26 protein-coding genes are annotated in these 15835 nt (G+C 42.8%); 1 reads left to right on the top strand and 25 read right to left on the bottom strand.

All coding sequences use genetic code 11. The features are described from left to right. Positions 1-159: 159 nt before the first annotated feature. The 15 genes from acpS to HGO23_RS06335 form a co-directional block, all read right to left on the bottom strand. Complete coding sequence (acpS, locus tag HGO23_RS06405) at positions 160-540, bottom strand: holo-ACP synthase (protein WP_099137248.1); 381 nt, start codon at positions 538-540, stop codon at positions 160-162. Continuing rightward, complete coding sequence (gene pdxJ / locus HGO23_RS06400) at positions 540-1271, bottom strand: pyridoxine 5'-phosphate synthase (RefSeq protein ID WP_099137247.1); 732 nt, start codon at positions 1269-1271, stop codon at positions 540-542. Before pdxJ ends, acpS begins: the two co-directional genes overlap by 1 nt. Before the next feature lie 68 nt (positions 1272-1339). Next, a complete protein-coding gene (gene recO, locus HGO23_RS06395; RefSeq protein ID WP_209028340.1) occupies positions 1340-2071 on the bottom strand; it encodes a DNA repair protein RecO in 732 nt (243 codons plus the stop codon). A gap of 9 nt (positions 2072-2080) precedes the next feature. Continuing rightward, the gene (era, locus tag HGO23_RS06390) at positions 2081-2986 is read right to left on the bottom strand and encodes a GTPase Era (protein ID WP_099137245.1); all 906 of its coding nucleotides are present in this window, start codon (positions 2984-2986) and stop codon (positions 2081-2083) included. After that, on the bottom strand, positions 2983-3663 hold the full coding sequence (gene rnc / locus HGO23_RS06385; RefSeq protein ID WP_099137244.1) for a ribonuclease III: 681 nt from the start codon (positions 3661-3663) through the stop codon (positions 2983-2985). Before rnc ends, era begins: the two co-directional genes overlap by 4 nt. 206 nt (positions 3664-3869) lie before the next feature. Continuing rightward, on the bottom strand, positions 3870-4838 hold the full coding sequence (lepB, locus tag HGO23_RS06380) for a signal peptidase I (RefSeq protein ID WP_209028339.1): 969 nt from the start codon (positions 4836-4838) through the stop codon (positions 3870-3872). 24 nt (positions 4839-4862) lie between these two features. Next, complete coding sequence (lepA, locus tag HGO23_RS06375; RefSeq protein ID WP_099137242.1) at positions 4863-6656, bottom strand: translation elongation factor 4; 1794 nt, start codon at positions 6654-6656, stop codon at positions 4863-4865. A gap of 227 nt (positions 6657-6883) precedes the next feature. Beyond that, positions 6884-7348 carry a SoxR-reducing system protein RseC gene (rseC, locus tag HGO23_RS06370; RefSeq protein ID WP_099137241.1) on the bottom strand — a complete coding sequence of 155 codons (465 nt, stop codon included), beginning with the start codon at positions 7346-7348 and terminating at the stop codon, positions 6884-6886. Beyond that, complete coding sequence (gene rseB, locus HGO23_RS06365) at positions 7348-8307, bottom strand: sigma-E factor regulatory protein RseB (RefSeq protein ID WP_099137240.1); 960 nt, start codon at positions 8305-8307, stop codon at positions 7348-7350. The genes rseC and rseB overlap by 1 nt, the downstream gene beginning before the upstream one ends. A 5-nt stretch (positions 8308-8312) precedes the next feature. Continuing rightward, on the bottom strand, positions 8313-8963 hold the full coding sequence (gene rseA, locus HGO23_RS06360) for an anti-sigma-E factor RseA (protein WP_209028338.1): 651 nt from the start codon (positions 8961-8963) through the stop codon (positions 8313-8315). A 42-nt stretch (positions 8964-9005) separates the two neighbouring features. Next, a complete protein-coding gene (gene rpoE / locus HGO23_RS06355; RefSeq protein ID WP_047684045.1) occupies positions 9006-9581 on the bottom strand; it encodes an RNA polymerase sigma factor RpoE in 576 nt (191 codons plus the stop codon). A 289-nt stretch (positions 9582-9870) separates the two neighbouring features. After that, complete coding sequence (trmN, locus tag HGO23_RS06350; RefSeq protein ID WP_099137237.1) at positions 9871-10611, bottom strand: tRNA(1)(Val) (adenine(37)-N(6))-methyltransferase TrmN; 741 nt, start codon at positions 10609-10611, stop codon at positions 9871-9873. Between the two features lie 239 nt (positions 10612-10850). After that, positions 10851-11114 (bottom strand): pyocin activator PrtN family protein, encoded by a 264-nt coding sequence (locus HGO23_RS06345; protein WP_209028721.1) that lies wholly within the window; start codon positions 11112-11114, stop codon positions 10851-10853. A 2-nt stretch (positions 11115-11116) separates the two neighbouring features. After that, entirely contained in the window at positions 11117-11437 is a 321-nt protein-coding gene (locus HGO23_RS06340) for a hypothetical protein (RefSeq protein WP_209028337.1), read from the bottom strand. Beyond that, positions 11427-12059: a KilA-N domain-containing protein gene (locus tag HGO23_RS06335; protein WP_209028336.1), complete on the bottom strand. Its 633-nt coding sequence runs from the start codon at positions 12057-12059 to the stop codon at positions 11427-11429. Before HGO23_RS06335 ends, HGO23_RS06340 begins: the two co-directional genes overlap by 11 nt. An 80-nt stretch (positions 12060-12139) precedes the next feature. On the opposite strand from HGO23_RS06335, the gene HGO23_RS06330 reads away from it, so the two are divergent. Further along, positions 12140-12307 carry a hypothetical protein gene (locus HGO23_RS06330; protein WP_209028845.1) on the top strand — a complete coding sequence of 56 codons (168 nt, stop codon included), beginning with the start codon at positions 12140-12142 and terminating at the stop codon, positions 12305-12307. On the opposite strand, the gene HGO23_RS06325 is transcribed toward HGO23_RS06330, so the two are convergent. The 10 genes from HGO23_RS06325 to HGO23_RS06280 form a co-directional block, all read right to left on the bottom strand. Then, positions 12279-12503 carry a hypothetical protein gene (locus HGO23_RS06325; RefSeq protein ID WP_209028335.1) on the bottom strand — a complete coding sequence of 75 codons (225 nt, stop codon included), beginning with the start codon at positions 12501-12503 and terminating at the stop codon, positions 12279-12281. The genes HGO23_RS06330 and HGO23_RS06325 overlap by 29 nt on opposite strands. Next, positions 12500-12844, bottom strand: a complete 345-nt coding sequence (locus HGO23_RS06320) for a hypothetical protein (RefSeq protein WP_209028334.1) — start codon at positions 12842-12844, stop codon at positions 12500-12502. The genes HGO23_RS06325 and HGO23_RS06320 overlap by 4 nt, the downstream gene beginning before the upstream one ends. Positions 12845-12856: 12 nt before the next feature. Beyond that, positions 12857-13459 carry a hypothetical protein gene (locus tag HGO23_RS06315; RefSeq protein WP_209028333.1) on the bottom strand — a complete coding sequence of 201 codons (603 nt, stop codon included), beginning with the start codon at positions 13457-13459 and terminating at the stop codon, positions 12857-12859. Beyond that, the gene (locus tag HGO23_RS06310; RefSeq protein ID WP_209028332.1) at positions 13459-14328 is read right to left on the bottom strand and encodes an ORF6N domain-containing protein; all 870 of its coding nucleotides are present in this window, start codon (positions 14326-14328) and stop codon (positions 13459-13461) included. Before HGO23_RS06310 ends, HGO23_RS06315 begins: the two co-directional genes overlap by 1 nt. Next, entirely contained in the window at positions 14328-14546 is a 219-nt protein-coding gene (locus tag HGO23_RS06305) for a hypothetical protein (protein ID WP_209028331.1), read from the bottom strand. The genes HGO23_RS06310 and HGO23_RS06305 overlap by 1 nt, the downstream gene beginning before the upstream one ends. Beyond that, a complete protein-coding gene (locus HGO23_RS06300; RefSeq protein ID WP_244967907.1) occupies positions 14546-14737 on the bottom strand; it encodes a PerC family transcriptional regulator in 192 nt (63 codons plus the stop codon). The genes HGO23_RS06305 and HGO23_RS06300 overlap by 1 nt, the downstream gene beginning before the upstream one ends. Next, positions 14721-15002 (bottom strand): hypothetical protein, encoded by a 282-nt coding sequence (locus tag HGO23_RS06295; RefSeq protein WP_209028330.1) that lies wholly within the window; start codon positions 15000-15002, stop codon positions 14721-14723. Before HGO23_RS06295 ends, HGO23_RS06300 begins: the two co-directional genes overlap by 17 nt. A 125-nt stretch (positions 15003-15127) precedes the next feature. Beyond that, positions 15128-15304 carry a hypothetical protein gene (locus HGO23_RS06290; RefSeq protein WP_209028329.1) on the bottom strand — a complete coding sequence of 59 codons (177 nt, stop codon included), beginning with the start codon at positions 15302-15304 and terminating at the stop codon, positions 15128-15130. Continuing rightward, on the bottom strand, positions 15285-15485 hold the full coding sequence (locus tag HGO23_RS06285) for a hypothetical protein (protein WP_209028328.1): 201 nt from the start codon (positions 15483-15485) through the stop codon (positions 15285-15287). The genes HGO23_RS06290 and HGO23_RS06285 overlap by 20 nt, the downstream gene beginning before the upstream one ends. Before the next feature lie 17 nt (positions 15486-15502). Beyond that, positions 15503-15727 carry a hypothetical protein gene (locus HGO23_RS06280; RefSeq protein ID WP_209028327.1) on the bottom strand — a complete coding sequence of 75 codons (225 nt, stop codon included), beginning with the start codon at positions 15725-15727 and terminating at the stop codon, positions 15503-15505. Positions 15728-15835: the final 108 nt, after the last annotated feature.

Below are 15835 nucleotides of genomic sequence, written 5' to 3'. Positions count from 1 at the left end.
GTCATTATTTTCACTGAATAGTATAGTAATGCTGAATAATCCTAATGACCTTATAGTTTCTTAAGTGTCATCAATAGTGACTACTTCACATCCTATCGGACAAGGCTTTTCTCTTTATATCCCCCGCCCACGCTGGACGAGGGTTTACGGTATTTTTCACTAGTTTTCTAATATCACTGTCGCACAAGCATAGCGCCGTTCATCCGCCAGTGTGACATGCATGGACTTTACATTCAGTTGGTCAGCCAGAGCTTCTGCTTCACCATGAAGTTTTAATGTCGGTTTTCCTAAAATATCATTAACCACTTCAAACTGATTAAAAGCCAAGCCATTACGGATACCTGTTCCAAGCGCTTTAGCTGCAGCTTCTTTGACAGCAAAGCGTCTTGCCAGAAAACGAACCGGCTGATTATGTTGCTGATATTGTTGCCACTCGTTATCACTCAGGACACGTTTTGCCAGACGTTCGCCAGAACGCCCAACAATTTCCTCAATACGGAAAATTTCAACAATATCTGTGCCTAATCCGACGATAGCCATTAACGGCGAGCTTCACGCAACAATGTTTTCATATCAGCAACAGCAGCAGACAAGCCACTGAATACAGCACGACCAATGATGGCATGACCAATATTCAGTTCATGGATCTCCGGTAATGCCGCGATGCGTTGTGCATTGTGGTACGTTAATCCATGGCCTGCATTAACTTTAATACCTTTACTTGCCGCATAAGTCGCTGCTTCTTTAATACGCTGGAACTCTTTCTCCTGTTGCACATCATTTTCTGCATCTGCGTATGCACCTGTGTGGATCTCAATAAATGGTGCCCCAACTTCTACAGCAGCATCAATTTGTTGGTGATCCGCATCAATGAACAGGGAAACAAGTATCCCTTCTTCTGATAAGCGCTTAACAGCAGCAGCAATATGTGCTTTTTGCCCGAATACGTCCAGCCCACCTTCTGTTGTGACTTCCTCGCGCTTTTCAGGGACTAAACAACAAAAAGCAGGTTTGATTTGGCAGGCTATTTCTACCATCTCATCTGTAACCGCCATTTCGAGATTCATGCGTGTTTGAATGGTTTTTGCTAATAACTGAACATCTCGGTCCGTAATATGGCGGCGATCTTCACGTAAGTGAACTGTTATCCCATCTGCGCCTGCTTGTTCAGCAACAAATGCAGCTTGCACAGGATCAGGATATTGCGTTCCACGCGCATTGCGCACTGTTGCAATATGGTCAATATTGATTCCTAACAATACCTCAGCCATTTTTAGCTCCTGCAATAATATTAGATAAAATAAAGTTTACATTTCCCATTAATAAGAGTGATCTCATATTAATTTTTCTGATTAGAATTATCAGTCTTTTTGCGCACGAATTGGCGAAATAATTCACGGCTTTTTAATGGTTTTCCACCTAAGTAAGGCTTCAATGCAATACGGATAAAACGTTTGGCCGCTTTCAGAGTAGTTGTATCAGGAAATTCACGCGCTGCCAGCGCTTTTAGTTCATTGCCAGTAAAGCTGTAGTGGTCAACAACCAGACTGGCAATAAACCCTTTTTCTTCACGATAGCGGTAAGTCATTGTATCTGTGACAGGCTCACCACTACCGGCACAATGAAGGTAGTCTACACCGTATCCCATATTAGTTAACACAGATAATTCAAAACGACGTAAGGCATGTTCAGGTGTGTGTTCGCTTGCAGCAAGGATTTGCAAACATTGGAGGTAATCGAAAAAAAGAACCGGATATGCAGTGCCTTGCTCAAGAACTCTTGATAAGAGTTCATTCATATACAAACCACTGTACAACACACTACCTGTTAAAGGCAGAGCCAGAGAGACAGGTTCAGCATCCCTCAATGTTTTGATTTCACCCCGCCCACTCCAACGGATCAGCAACGGGGTGAAAGGTTGAAGACAACCTTTAAGGTTAGAACGGCGACTACGTACACCTTTTGCTAAAACACGTATCCGACCTTCATTTTCAGTAAAAAAATCCAGCAATAAACTGGTTTCACTGTAAGGGCGCCCATGAAGCACAAAGGCTCTCTGCCAGCCGTCCACAAATTAACCTTATAAATCGTCAATATAACCGAGGCTGCGCAGAGCTCGTTCATCATCAGCCCAGCCAGCTTTCACTTTTACCCATAGTTCCAGATGAACTTTAACATCGAACAGTTTTTCCATATCCTGACGAGCTTCTGTTCCAATGGTTTTGATCTTGCTGCCTTTGTTACCAATAACCATTTTTTTCTGGCCTTCACGCTCTACCAGAATCAGACCATGAATAGTATAACCACCACGTTCGTTAACAGCGAATTGCTCAATTTCGACTGTTACCGAATAGGGTAGTTCATCACCCAAAAAACGCATCAGTTTTTCACGGATAATTTCAGATGCCATGAAGCGCTGTGAACGATCAGTAATGTAATCTTCAGGGAAATGGTGTTCTGCTTCTGGAATATGATCACGCACAACTTTGGCAATCGTATCAATGTTCATGCTTTTTTCTGCACTGATCGGCACAACATCAATGAAGTTCATCTTTTTACTGAGAAAACCAATATGTGGCAGAAGAATGGTTTTATCGGTGACATTGTCGACTTTATTGATAGCCAATATGACCGGACAACGCAGGTTACGCAGCTTATTCACAACCATCTCGTCATCTGGTGTCCAGTGAGTACCTTCCACAACAAAAATGACCAGTTCCACATCTCCGATTGAACTACTCGCAGCACGGTTCATCAGGCGGTTAATCGCACGCTTTTCTTCAATATGAAGACCCGGTGTATCTACATAAATCGTCTGATAAGCGCCTTCCGTATGAATGCCCATGATACGATGTCTTGTCGTTTGGGGTTTACGGGAAGTGATTGATACTTTTTGGCCCAGTAACTGATTCAATAAAGTCGATTTACCGACATTGGGCCGTCCGACTATTGCAACGAGCCCGCAATAGTTTTTTTCTTTGCTCATTCAAGCTCCAGTTGTTTTAATGCTTGTTCTGCAGCCGCCTGTTCTGCCTTGCGACGGCTGGAACCGACTCCTCTAACAGGCTGTTCAAATCCACTGACCTGACAGTGAATTGTAAATTCCTGATCGTGTGCTTCTCCACGAACCTGAACAACCAGATATAATGGCAACGGCAGATGGCGCCCTTGCAGATATTCTTGTAAACGTGTTTTGGGATCTTTTTGTTTATCACCCGGACTAATTTCATTCAGGCGATTTTCATACCAATTCAAAATAATCTTTTCGACTGTCTGAATATCGCTATCCAAAAAAATGGCACCAATTAAGGCTTCAACACTATCAGCTAAAATGGATTCACGACGGTGGCCACCACTTTTTAATTCGCCCGGCCCCAAACGTAAACATTCTCCCAATTCAAATTCTCTGGCAAGTTCTGCCAATGTATTGCCCCGCACCAATGTGGCACGCATACGGCTCATATCCCCTTCATCAACACGGGGAAAACGGTGATAAAGCGCATTAGCAATGACAAAGCTCAGGATTGAGTCACCAAGAAATTCCAAACGTTCATTATGCCTACTGCTGGCGCTGCGGTGAGTTAATGCCTGAAGCAAGAAGTCATTCTGTGTAAAGGTATATCCCAGCTTAAGCTGTAACCTGTTCATTATTATGGGGTTCATGTGCTACCAATTCAGTTAGAATCCGTCAAATAAAAGCACACGCAACAGACCTGTGAGGCTACCTGATTACACATCCAATATGCCCTACAAAACTGTTGCGTTTGCACTGGCTCCCTAAGATATTCATCATCTAGAAAGCCAGTCATCTTGTTTGAAAGAATATTCTACACTGGGAGATAAATTAATGCTTCGCTAATATATAAATATTAGTGAATTCCACCAATTCGGCTCAGACGTACGCCTGTCGGCCACTCACCTTCCTGTTTTTCAAAGCTGATCCAGATAGCCGTTGCACGTCCTACCAGATTTTTCTCCGGTACAAATCCCCAAACACGACTATCAGAACTATTGTCACGATTATCACCCATCATGAAATATTCACCTTCAGGCACAACCCAAGTCCCTAACGGCAAACCAGGCTGAGTGTATTCTGGTATATTCCAGCGTGGAAGTGTCAGGATATGATGGGAAACCTTGCCCAAAGTTTCAATTCGCTCCCCTTGACGAATACTATATGGCCCTAATACATCCATAAGAGGAACTTGATGTACTTCTCTGGCAATCGTTCCGTCTTTTTTAACTTGATCTGTGATAGTCCATTCACTTGGGTACATGGTTTTATAAATGATAGGAAAAATGTCTTTACAGACTGGATTTCGACCACAGCCAGGGTAAACATGAAGTTCTTTGTTCATGTAATCGTAAACAATTTTATCTCCGGGTAAACCAATTACCCGTTTTACAAAGTCTATACTTGGGTTAAGTGGGTATTTAAAAACTGCAACATCCCCACGTTTAGGCTTACCGGTTTTAATCAGAGTTGTCTGCGTGATCGGGTCTTTCAAACCATAGGCGAACTTTTCCACCAGAATGAAATCCCCGGTCAATAAGGTAGGCATCATTGAACCGGAAGGGATCTGGAAAGGTTCATACACAAAAGAACGCAGGATCCAAACAATGGCTAACACCGGAAAAACAGATGCAAATGTCTCAAACCATGTAGGCTTGTTTATTTCTTTAATCGCAGCTTCCTGAGATTCCTTACCTGCTGACTGTTCCTGAACCTGAGTAAGTTTTCTCTTGCGCTCAGGGGCGAATTTGAAACGATCTATACACCATATGATACCGGTGATTAACGTTGCTAACGTTAAGATCAAGGCAAAAGTGTTAGCCATTTAGACTCCTTACGACCTTGTTAATTAATCTTTTCCAACATGCAGAATCGCTAAGAAGGCTTCTTGCGGCAGCTCAACGTTACCGACCTGCTTCATGCGTTTTTTACCTTCTTTCTGCTTCTGCAATAGCTTTTTCTTACGGCTAACGTCACCACCATAACATTTCGCCAATACGTTTTTACGCAACTGCTTAACGGTAGAACGTGCGATGATATGAGTCCCGATAGCTGCCTGAATTGCAATATCAAATTGTTGGCGCGGGATCAGATCTTTCATTTTCTCCACCAACTCACGTCCGCGGTATTGCGAGTTATCACGATGGGTGATCAATGCCAGTGCATCAACTCGTTCGCCGTTAATCAAGACATCCACACGTACCATGTCTGAATGCTGGAAGCGGACAAAGTTATAGTCCAGCGATGCATAGCCGCGAGACGTAGATTTCAGACGGTCAAAGAAATCCAGAACCACTTCTGCCATTGGTATTTGGTATGTCAGCGCAACCTGATTACCGTGATAAACCATATTAGTCTGAACACCACGTTTCTCTACACAGAGTGTAATGACATTACCGAGATATTCCTGCGGCAACAGCATGTGACATTCTGCAATAGGTTCACGCAGCTCTTTAATATTGTTTAATGGCGGTAATTTGGATGGACTATCCACATAAATGATGTCACCAGTGGTTGTCTCAACTTGATAAACAACGGTTGGTGCGGTGGTGATTAAGTCAAGGTCATATTCACGTTCCAAACGCTCCTGAATGATCTCCATATGCAGTAAACCCAGGAAACCACAACGGAAACCAAAGCCCAATGCTGTGGAACTTTCTGGCTCATAGAACAGGGACGCATCGTTCAGACTCAATTTACCCAAAGCATCACGGAATGCTTCATAGTCATCAGAGCTGATTGGGAATAAGCCTGCATAAACCTGAGGTTTCACTTTTTTGAAGCCCGGTAGAGGCTTATCTGCTGGCTGACGTGCTGTTGTCAAAGTGTCCCCAACCGGCGCACCAAGGATATCTTTAATCGCACAAACCAACCAACCTACTTCACCACAGTGCAGTACATCACGGTCAACACGTTTCGGTGTAAAGATACCCAAACGGTCAGCGTTATATACCTGACCAGTACTCATTACCTTGATTTTGTCGCCTTTACGCAAAGTACCGTTCTTAATACGAACAAGTGAAACAACGCCGAGGTAATTATCAAACCATGAATCAATAATCAAAGCCTGTAATGGTGCTTCAGGATCACCTTCTGGTGGTGGGATCTCTTTAACCAGACGTTCAATAACATCCTGTACACCCAAGCCGGTTTTTGCAGAGCAACGAACAGCATCTGTTGCATCAATACCAACGATGTCTTCAATTTCTTCTGCAACGCGTTCTGGCTCTGCGGCTGGCAGGTCAATTTTGTTCAGAACCGGGACAACTTCCAGATCCATTTCAATGGCTGTATAGCAGTTAGCCAGCGTTTGAGCTTCAACCCCCTGCCCTGCATCAACAACCAGCAATGCGCCTTCGCAGGCAGCCAAAGAGCGGGAAACTTCATAAGAGAAGTCAACATGCCCCGGAGTATCGATAAAGTTTAATTGATAAACGTTTCCGTCAGTTGCCTTGTAATCAAGGGTGACGCTTTGCGCCTTGATAGTGATACCACGCTCACGTTCAAGATCCATTGAATCCAATACTTGCGCTGCCATTTCTCTGTCTGACAGCCCCCCACAGATTTGAATAATCCGGTCAGATAGCGTGGATTTACCGTGGTCAATGTGGGCGATAATGGAGAAATTTCTTATTTGCTTCATTATTAAATCTTTTTTGCCTTAATATTTCTGGATCATTCGCCTATGGACACACAGATGGACATAAAGCGACATTTATAGGTTCGGCCACTGGCCTGAGGAGCCGTATTCTACATGCCAAACCTGTGAAAACCTAGTCATGCCTGTGGTTTTCAATCTAACCCATTCAGTATGACCAGAAAGTAAAAACATTCGTAAAAAAATCGTGAAAATAAGTATGGTAAAACAAATTATTCCTGATGCAGAACCTTAATCGTATCGGGAGGTAAACCAATTTGTAATACAATTGGTTGGTATGCTTGTTGAATATCCCAGTATGCGGCGATCTTACGGGCAAGAGCAAAACCGGCAATACCACCGATAATTCCCCCCATACATACCCATAACTGGTCAGCAGTCCAATATTGGCAAAGCAGACCACCTAAAAACAGACCTAATAACGGAGTTAGATAAACCAGCATGGCTGAACGTAACAAACTACTTTCAGGAATGCCGACTTCTACTTTTTGCCCCGGTTGAAGCGGTTGCGCGATTTCCAGTTCCAATTGATGGATACTCTCTGGCCCTAATTTTTCTAACAAGTAAGAACCACAAGCCGTTTTAGCCTGACAACTGCCACAACCTGAAGATGAGCCATAACGTAATAACGCTCGACCCTGCTGCCAACGGACAACAGTTGCCCATTCTTTAACCATCAGTTATTCCCCACAAACGTAACGCTGGCGGCAATTTGTTTAATTGTTGCAAGAGGTAATTCGCCGATCACAGCGATGCTGTTTTTCCCTTTGGACACAGTATAGACTGTTCGCCTGCCTTGTCGATACAGCGGTTCATCGGCTACCTTTGCACCAGTATTTACTACATTTACAGAAAAACTAAACAATCCATCACTATACATAATGGATTCCAATAATTCTGTCTTTGATAGCCAATTCCTGTTACGGGAAATTTCCTTAAAGCCTTCGGGTAATTTACCAACCTTCCAATCAAACTTCATTTTCCCTGCGGACTCTGGAATAACCAACATTGGCGGTAATTTCAAATCAACAATGGCTCTCAATTCCTGTTTTATCTCGTCATTCACCCTTGACGATACCACCCGGAATTGTTCAACAACCATCATTTCTTCCTGATCAAATAGCTCAATAAACAAAGGAAGATAACTTTTTTTATCTATCAATAAATTATAATTATAACGGTCGCTATCTTTGGGTATTATACGTACAAAGTGTACAGGGTGGTCACCAACGTGAGTAGAACCCGCATCAATGAGATTATAAAATTTCTGTAATCGAAAAAAATCAGCAAAGATAATCGGTGGAAGATAATCCACAATATGGTTGCCACGTAAACTGAATGAATCCAGGCCTGATTCGTAATAACTGATCTGATTACCACGCTGAACAATTTCACGGCGAGTGCTGTCCATCTGAATAATTTGCGCAATGGATTGATTGTCAATGATGGCATGACGATATCGCAGCGGTATCAAAAATTGCTGGCTCAAATTAATAAAAGCAAGTTCATAAGCGAAAGTTTGTACAGAGTGCCGCATATCCTGCAACAAAGCCCCGGCACTGCTTTGTTGGGCCGAGGCTTTCGAGGGACTCAACAAACTTCCGAATAATAAAATGAAAGAACCGATATATTTCATTCTTATTACTTATTCTGAGTTTGCTGTCTTTGTTCTCCGGGTTGTGTATTCCCAGCTTCCGATAATACTTGCTCCCTTTCTGCATTGATACGCCGGGAAAGTTCATACTGCTGCAACATCGCGTCAATGCGTTTATTACTTTCCCGTATCTGCATACTCAAGTCACCACCAAAAGCATCATTCTCGGCAGGAACAGATAAACCAACAGGCGAAGCGGAACCCATTACCGGCAACGTATTGAAGACTGGGTTATCAAATTGAATATCAGTTTCAGCCTCATTACCACTGCTATTGTATTGCTGAACACCAATAATCACGGCCAGAGATACACAAGCTGCTACACCCACTTGTGTCATCTGGCTTACCCAAGGGTGAAGCTTATGCCAGAACGGCATTTGCTGCCATGTTTCAGGTTTTGGCTGAGATTCCGGAACAACTGCTGGATTAATATGAACAGGCTCTTTTTCAAGCACCTGAGCCACTTGACTAGCGATATCCAAATGCAATACCTCACCGACATCACCACGTAATGTATCGCGGATGAGGTGATATCTTTCCCACTGTTTCTGCATTAAAGCATCTTCAGAGATCAAACGAACGATTTCACTATCAAGAGCTTCTCCATCCATTAATGCGGAAAGTTTCTCTCTTTGCATGCCAAGTACCTTCAATATTGTTTTGTTCCACCACTGTTTCCACTACTGTTGGATCAGAGGTTGAACTTTATTATCAATGGCTTCTCTTGCCCGAAATATTCGTGAACGAACAGTGCCTACAGGACAATCCATAATGACGGCTATTTCTTCATAGCTCAGCCCATCCAACTCCCGAAGTGTAATTGCTATCCGCAAATCCTCCGGAAGCGATTCAATGGTACGGAATACCACTTCCTTTAATTCTTCTGACAACATTAAATTCTCAGGGTTCGAAATTTCTTTTAAAGAACTTGACGTATCATAATTTTCTGCATCATTAGCATCCAAATCATTAGATGGTGGACGACGTCCCTGAGCAACTAAATAATTTTTCGCAGTATTAACGGCAATACGGTACAACCACGTGTAAAAAGCACTATCACCGCGGAAAGAAGACAGCGCGCGATAAGTTTTAATAAATACCTCTTGAGCAACATCAGGAACATCGCCCTGAGGTACGTAACGGGCAATTAAGCTCGCCACTTTATGCTGGTATCTGACTACCAGCAAATTAAATGCTTTTTGGTCGCCTTTCTGTACTCGCTCGACCAGCATTTGATCCGTTAACTGCTCGCTCATCCGAGACTCACTCTCCTGAGGTAAAACTCCACATTTATACTTAATTACACCAGTTATGATATCTTGCTACCCGAACAAGCATCACCTTTGAGTGTTAATTACGCGTGAAGTTCAACTTTGATTGTAATTTTATCTTACAATCACCTGTTATTCTGTATTGCATTCTTAATTTATAGTACAAATCATAGCCTCTATTCAGAGGAACATCTGATTTCAAGTGACGAAAAACAAAAAGATTTATCCTAATATTTTACAAAGAAATTGAATTGGCTTATTAACGATAACCCTATCAATAATAAAGATAAAAATCTTTCACCATGTACTGGAATTCGTTTGAATATGTACCATCAGCCGCGCGGATGGTCAGTTCACTGATTTGAATCTCTTTCTCTTGGCGGGAAAATCCCAACAACAAACGATGTAACGGTTTATCCACCCTATCACGAATATTGACCCAATAATGGGTAAACCAGCCACATTCTGTGGCCATTTTTTCAAAAATTTCGCCAATCTGATGTGGAAGTACAACACAAAAAAGCCCTTCGTGGGTAATCATATGCTCAACACAATCCAATAACCCCTGGTGAGTCAATGATTTTGTATAACGTGCCTGATTACGAGCTTCATCACGACAATCAATTGCAGGTTCGAAATAGGGAGGGTTGCTCACAATGAGATCATATCGGCAACCATTTTGCCGGGCAAATTCATAAATATCCTGCTGATATACGGTAATGCGGGAAGTCCACGGAGATTGCTGAACATTTTCAGTCGCCTGCATTGCTGCATCTGCATCCAACTCCACCGCATCAATCACCGTATCATTGCCACCCCTTTGAGCTACCATCAATGCGATCAAACCACTGCCACACCCAATATCCAAACAATACTGTCTATTATCTACAGGTGCCCATGCTCCCAATAACACACCATCCGTTCCAACTTTCATTGCACACTTATCATGCCCAACGAAGAACTGTTTAAATGTGAAACCACCACGACGAAAAGCAGGTTTATCTATTAACACCATAAATTATATCTGTTGAAATCAAACGTTCGTCATAGCATAAATCTTATAACTCGTGGATAAAAGCCACTTACACACCGGATACTTTTATTGCTGACGCATGTTATAGGGTGAAGAATGTGCCTAACCTGTTTATAATCGGTAAAATACAATTATAAATCAATACTATAAATTATAAAGGAGTGCTATTGGGGTGCTGTTATCTCAGCACCCGAGGTGACTTTTTGGTAGGGGCTGTTAGTTCATTTTCTTTTGAATTGTATCCTCTCCAGTTCTTTTGAAGCTTGCTCTCTTTGCTTATCAATATGTGCCGCAAGATCATTTACATGAACGATTCTCGGTGATTTCTGGCTGTCGTTTAGCTTATATGTAGGGATACCGAGCTTTCCTTCGTTTGCCTTGCGTTCTGCTGTTCCCGGACTCATCTTGAGATACCTTTCTGCCATGTCTGACAGGGGAATTTGCGAAGTCCCGAATTCTGCCATTAGCAGAAGTGCTGTATTCATTTTCATCGTTCTTCCCCTTTCCGATACCCTTTCCCCAAAATCACCTTGGCCACTTTAGCTGGTGTTGCTTTTCCTTCCCATGTCGCATCAAAAATAATGCTGTTCAGCTCTGTAGTGAGAATATCCTCCAAATTCTTTGGCCTTTCGTTGTAGGGTATCTGATCAGGCACTCCATTCATTACGTCGATAACCAGTGCAGCAATTTCTTCTTCCTTCCGTTCTGGCTTACGGTATCCAGCCTGCCAGACTGCATGGGTGATATCAGCAGGATCGCCCCAGACCGAGGCGATGATTTGTGTCAGGTGGAATGAGTTATTGATCATGACTGCTTTCCTCCAGGTGTTTATCTTGATCATTGTTCTTCTTCACTGTTCCCATCAAACCTACGGACATCTGACCTGCTTCTTTCAGTGCACTAATCATTTTCTGGCGTTTTCCTTTGGTCTTTTTGCGGGCGTTCATGATTTGGCTGCACACAGAAAGCAGTTCAGCTTCTTTCTTTTCATCCCGTGTGAGCTGGTGGCGTAACTCGTCAAATTTGCCAACCATGTGATCAAGTGATGGCAAGGCATTAATGCTGATACCTGATTTTCCCGATTTGAAATCGATAAATGCCTGATTCACGTCAAGCTGAAAATCTGGACGAATCCACCCTGCATAGGAAACCGCTATCAGTTCATGAGCATAAGTGCCCGGTGATGTACCTCCATTGTTTACATCGATGGCTTTTTGACCAGACTGCAAATATGCCGTCTGATTGTTTTTCAATAACTTAGCCTCTAATTCTGCGATAAGTTCTTTTGCATACTTGGTTCTCAGCCATTGGTTGGGCGCTTTGTTCTCGTTCTCACCACTCGCCTTATGCAAGGCATTCAGGTTAAAGCGCCCTTCTGAATCGGTAGTGATTTCTACGCCGACAACCATAGGTAATAGTTTGCCTTTCATTACTTTTTACCTCACTTTACGCTTTTGTTATTCTTCACGGGTGTTATCTTCACGCCTGCCACTTTGGGGGCGGGTGGCAGATGAGGGCAGACGCCCTCGTGAATGTAAAAGTTTTGTCTCATGCGGTGGATATGCTGCTTGGTGTAATCCCTGCCGTCGTCAATGTGGACTACCGTTCTGACCAGCTCGTCGTTAATGTCCACCCTCTGGTGATGTCCCTCAGTCACGGTCTGCCTCCATGCAAATGATTTTGTAAGCACGCATCACGTGATTCACCCTGCCTGTGAGAAAGGTTCTTCTGAAGAAGAAGCCGGCAGAAGACACATGAACAGGCGTAGTTAACAGGACAGCATCAACACAACGGTTATGCAGTCGGCGTTCAGTGATGAAACTGGCAATGATAATTTGTGCCGTGCTGCCTTTATCCTGATAGTCGATTTTCATTGAAACGCCCCCTTGGCTGCCAGTGTGTCACCCATGTCATTGATCATGCTCTGCCATATCTCACGCCCATAGTCCGTCAGGCAGCCATTGACGACACATTTCTCCATCAGGGCAATGGCGATAACTTCCCATGCTGGATAACTCTGCTGTAATGCTTCCAGTGCGTAACTGTCCACCAGTTCACGAATGCCTTTTGCACCTTCGACAATAGCGATATTGATTTCTGTTTTGCCGACTTGCATCGTGAAGTGAGCGCCGCCGTTACGGGTCTTTACATCGTGATAGATAGCGGCTGAATAGCTGTTCGCCAGGGCATTGAGGCGAAAGTTTTTTGTTATCATCTGAGCCTCTTGTCAATGAACGATCGGCATAGAGTCAAACTCACCAGACTCGACCGATTTAATTAAGTCATCGTGCAGGATAGAAAGCCCCTCACGCCCTTTCTCAGATAGCCGGTTACCGTTCTCTGGTTGCATATTGATAAAATCCATATACATTCTTACCGCCATATCTGCGCCTTCTTCGCTACCGCATTGCTCAAACGCGATCCCCTCAACATGGGTTGCCAACATTAGGCGCTCTGCTAGTGGGTATACCGTGATTGCAGATGCACCATTAACGTAAATAGCCGCGGTATCAGTACCGCCCTTGCCGTTATCAACCTCGCGAGTGCCGTTTCTGTCTATTTGCTCTTGCACAAATGAGGCTGACACAACCCACCGCCACAACATCAACCACTGTTCCTTGGTTGGCGCATAAAAGCCCGCTTTCCAACCATGAGAAATAGCCGCCACTAACTCAAAGCCCAGCAATAAATCGCGGTCATACTGACCCGCGTCCAATGATTTCAGCGCCTCTACATAACCTACGATTTCAGTGTTGGCCGCCTCAGTGATGACAATTACGCCATACTTGCCGTAATCAAATCCTGTTTCAGTGTTATGAGGTTTTTTCATTATTTGACCTCCGGGGTATAAACTGCTTTGTCATGTTGGTATTCACCGTTCCAGCTCTTCTTCATGGGAAGCTCACCTTTCATGTACAGGGCATAGAGGCGATGACAGCCTTTTTCCAATAACACGGCGGTGCGGGTGATAAAGGGATCCTGTCCATGCGGCTTTATCTCGTTTTCGTCTTCGGTGAGATAACGATCACGGGCATAGGAAGCGACACGCCAGCGCGGTTTTTTCTCCGGGTCTTTCTGTTCGTTGTAGAGCCAGTTCCGCTCCATCGCCCACCACATGATTTTGGTGGTATTCACCCCGTTCAGACCTTTGCAGAAAGCAGGCAGGGTCATACCTTTGGTAAAGTGCTTTTCCAGACTGCCTACCGTTGCACTCAGGGTTTTGTTTTCCCCTTCAAGGCGCTCGACGTTCTCGGCATACACAGACAGCATTGAACGCAACTTCGCGGGATTGCTTAACAACTCAGCTTCTGTTGTGATGCTGTCGCGGCGTGTGAAGTAGAACTCGGTTAAATCATCGAAATAGTTCCATGCCTGATCGGTTTCCAGCATCTTGGAGTGGTTGGCTGCACCGCGTTCTGTCCAGAGGTAAAGCTTTGTTGTGTGTTTATTAACCACCGGACTTATTGTCGGTTGGTTGGTTATTAACCTAAATTCTCTGAGTTCATCACCATCAAGGAGGAAGTAATGTTTTCCTTCCTGAAAGCGGATTTCATTACGTTTATAGTTTTTTTGGATGTTATCCTTGTCAGTTCCATACCCCGCAGCTAACTGCTCAGTAGTCACTACACGCTGGCCGCGATATTCAACAATCTGTAATTCTTTGGCTGACACTGGAACTAATTCATTTTTCTTGGTCATTATTTTGCTTCCTTAAGTTCAATCTTCATTCTGTTTGCTAAACGGCGCATAGCTCTATTAAGTGGCATTCTCATTTCTTCATCTTCTGCCGGGAAATTAGAGAGGTATTTTTTCGAATTTAAATAATCTTGCTTTTTATCTATTTCTAATCGCATACCTTGCGCCAGAGTCATTCCCATATAACCTTGTTGCGTTCTACTTCTTTTTCTTTTTGCCATTACCACCCCTCCTGTATTTTTATTTGTGCTTTCCGAACGCAGCGCAGATTATTCTTCGTGCATTCCTGTTCTTGTTTTTTATTCTGAGTTAATGAAAGTGCTTCACCCCATTTATTGGCAGCACGGCGAAATAAACCTTTGCTTTGAAGTTCTTTGGCGCTTTGTATTGCTGATTCATATGCTGTCATCATTTGCCGCCTGTTTATTCATATACCTTTTCAATTCTGAGGCTATTCGCTGGTTGTCTTTTGGGGTTCTTAATGCTTGACTATGGCTATGATGCAATGAATGTCTTTTTTCGTTATTCTCTTGGTGATATTGAGCCCATATTCGATGCTTAAGATCAGTGGCTAAATATTTGGCTCTTCCCCAATATCTGGCTGCAAGGTCGTACCTTTCTTTTTTCTCTTCCTGGATGGCTGCATCAGAAAAATCTAAATAGGTTTTATTTTTCATTCCTAACTCCTTATTTGTAATCAGTCTGAATTTAGCGTGAGCAATTCCCCAGCGATGGCGCTGTAATTAATATAATTATTTTTATTATTGAAACTAAAAAAATGATGATGCTATTTATATATATTTTACTCTCCGCGAATTCGTCCTATTTCTAGTAATACATTATGGTTAATTTCAGTTGCGATACTTAAAATACAAGCATCATTCTCACTTAATCGACCGTACATCCAGAGAACTAGAAGTGCTTGCAATTTCTCTGCCAGTTCCTGAACTTTTTCTAATTCAAGATGTTTGTTTTTCATGATTATATTCCTCAGCAGCTTCCCTTAATTTTTCAGCTAATACCTTGCATTGACGATAAATACCTCTGCACATTAAATATGCGTCTACTGTGTTTCCGCAATCAATTTCAAACATTAATGGAGTTAATTGAACTTCAACTTCCTCTGCAATTTCGACGGCTGTTTGTAATTTATCTATCATATTCCACCCCGATATTTTTATTCGAAGATTTCGTTTAATTTAGTAAGATCCTCAAACTGACAGACTGATAATCGTTTTACTGCACGTAACATATAGTAATAATCAGGTTCAACTTCTTGTTTAGATTCAAATTCTTCTTCTAATTCTTTCAATGATGATATTAATAAAACATTCATTTCTGCATTAATATTTATTGCATTCTTTAAGCGACATTTATCACTAGTCGGTAATTTTATTTTCATGTTATTCAACCTTATTCTGTTCTTGCTGGATTCGTTGATATATTTCTTCACTATACAGTCAAATTAATTTATTAACTCACCACAGCCCACTTGGAAATGAGCTGGAGT

This window comes from Xenorhabdus budapestensis (assembly GCF_017743015.1).
GTDB lineage: Bacteria > Pseudomonadota > Gammaproteobacteria > Enterobacterales > Enterobacteriaceae > Xenorhabdus > Xenorhabdus budapestensis.
Note: the sequence above shows the minus strand (reverse complement) of the source record. Positions and strands in the feature narration are given on the sequence as shown.

Excerpts from the sequence above, each read along its gene's own strand:
- acpS (WP_099137248.1), bottom strand. The coding sequence starts at position 540 with ATGGCTATCGTCGGATTAGGCACAGATATTGTTGAAATTTTCCGTATT.
- HGO23_RS06330 (WP_209028845.1), top strand. The coding sequence starts at position 12,140 with ATGAGGGCAGACGCCCTCGTGAATGTAAAAGTTTTGTCTCATGCGGTG.
- rpoE (WP_047684045.1), bottom strand. The coding sequence starts at position 9,581 with ATGAGCGAGCAGTTAACGGATCAAATGCTGGTCGAGCGAGTACAGAAA.
- pdxJ (WP_099137247.1), bottom strand. The coding sequence starts at position 1,271 with ATGGCTGAGGTATTGTTAGGAATCAATATTGACCATATTGCAACAGTG.
- rseB (WP_099137240.1), bottom strand. The coding sequence starts at position 8,307 with ATGAAATATATCGGTTCTTTCATTTTATTATTCGGAAGTTTGTTGAGT.
- HGO23_RS06295 (WP_209028330.1), bottom strand. The coding sequence starts at position 15,002 with ATGAAAAATAAAACCTATTTAGATTTTTCTGATGCAGCCATCCAGGAA.
- HGO23_RS06305 (WP_209028331.1), bottom strand. The coding sequence starts at position 14,546 with ATGGCAAAAAGAAAAAGAAGTAGAACGCAACAAGGTTATATGGGAATG.
- lepB (WP_209028339.1), bottom strand. The coding sequence starts at position 4,838 with ATGGCTAACACTTTTGCCTTGATCTTAACGTTAGCAACGTTAATCACC.
- HGO23_RS06315 (WP_209028333.1), bottom strand. The coding sequence starts at position 13,459 with ATGAAAAAACCTCATAACACTGAAACAGGATTTGATTACGGCAAGTAT.
- HGO23_RS06290 (WP_209028329.1), bottom strand. The coding sequence starts at position 15,304 with ATGAAAAACAAACATCTTGAATTAGAAAAAGTTCAGGAACTGGCAGAG.
- HGO23_RS06345 (WP_209028721.1), bottom strand. The coding sequence starts at position 11,114 with ATGAATACAGCACTTCTGCTAATGGCAGAATTCGGGACTTCGCAAATT.
- rnc (WP_099137244.1), bottom strand. The coding sequence starts at position 3,663 with ATGAACCCCATAATAATGAACAGGTTACAGCTTAAGCTGGGATATACC.
- era (WP_099137245.1), bottom strand. The coding sequence starts at position 2,986 with ATGAGCAAAGAAAAAAACTATTGCGGGCTCGTTGCAATAGTCGGACGG.
- HGO23_RS06325 (WP_209028335.1), bottom strand. The coding sequence starts at position 12,503 with ATGAAAATCGACTATCAGGATAAAGGCAGCACGGCACAAATTATCATT.
- rseA (WP_209028338.1), bottom strand. The coding sequence starts at position 8,963 with ATGCAAAGAGAGAAACTTTCCGCATTAATGGATGGAGAAGCTCTTGAT.
- HGO23_RS06310 (WP_209028332.1), bottom strand. The coding sequence starts at position 14,328 with ATGACCAAGAAAAATGAATTAGTTCCAGTGTCAGCCAAAGAATTACAG.
- HGO23_RS06300 (WP_244967907.1), bottom strand. The coding sequence starts at position 14,737 with ATGATGACAGCATATGAATCAGCAATACAAAGCGCCAAAGAACTTCAA.
- rseC (WP_099137241.1), bottom strand. The coding sequence starts at position 7,348 with ATGGTTAAAGAATGGGCAACTGTTGTCCGTTGGCAGCAGGGTCGAGCG.
- HGO23_RS06320 (WP_209028334.1), bottom strand. The coding sequence starts at position 12,844 with ATGATAACAAAAAACTTTCGCCTCAATGCCCTGGCGAACAGCTATTCA.
- HGO23_RS06340 (WP_209028337.1), bottom strand. The coding sequence starts at position 11,437 with ATGATCAATAACTCATTCCACCTGACACAAATCATCGCCTCGGTCTGG.
- HGO23_RS06280 (WP_209028327.1), bottom strand. The coding sequence starts at position 15,727 with ATGAAAATAAAATTACCGACTAGTGATAAATGTCGCTTAAAGAATGCA.
- HGO23_RS06335 (WP_209028336.1), bottom strand. The coding sequence starts at position 12,059 with ATGAAAGGCAAACTATTACCTATGGTTGTCGGCGTAGAAATCACTACC.
- HGO23_RS06285 (WP_209028328.1), bottom strand. The coding sequence starts at position 15,485 with ATGATAGATAAATTACAAACAGCCGTCGAAATTGCAGAGGAAGTTGAA.
- lepA (WP_099137242.1), bottom strand. The coding sequence starts at position 6,656 with ATGAAGCAAATAAGAAATTTCTCCATTATCGCCCACATTGACCACGGT.
- trmN (WP_099137237.1), bottom strand. The coding sequence starts at position 10,611 with ATGGTGTTAATAGATAAACCTGCTTTTCGTCGTGGTGGTTTCACATTT.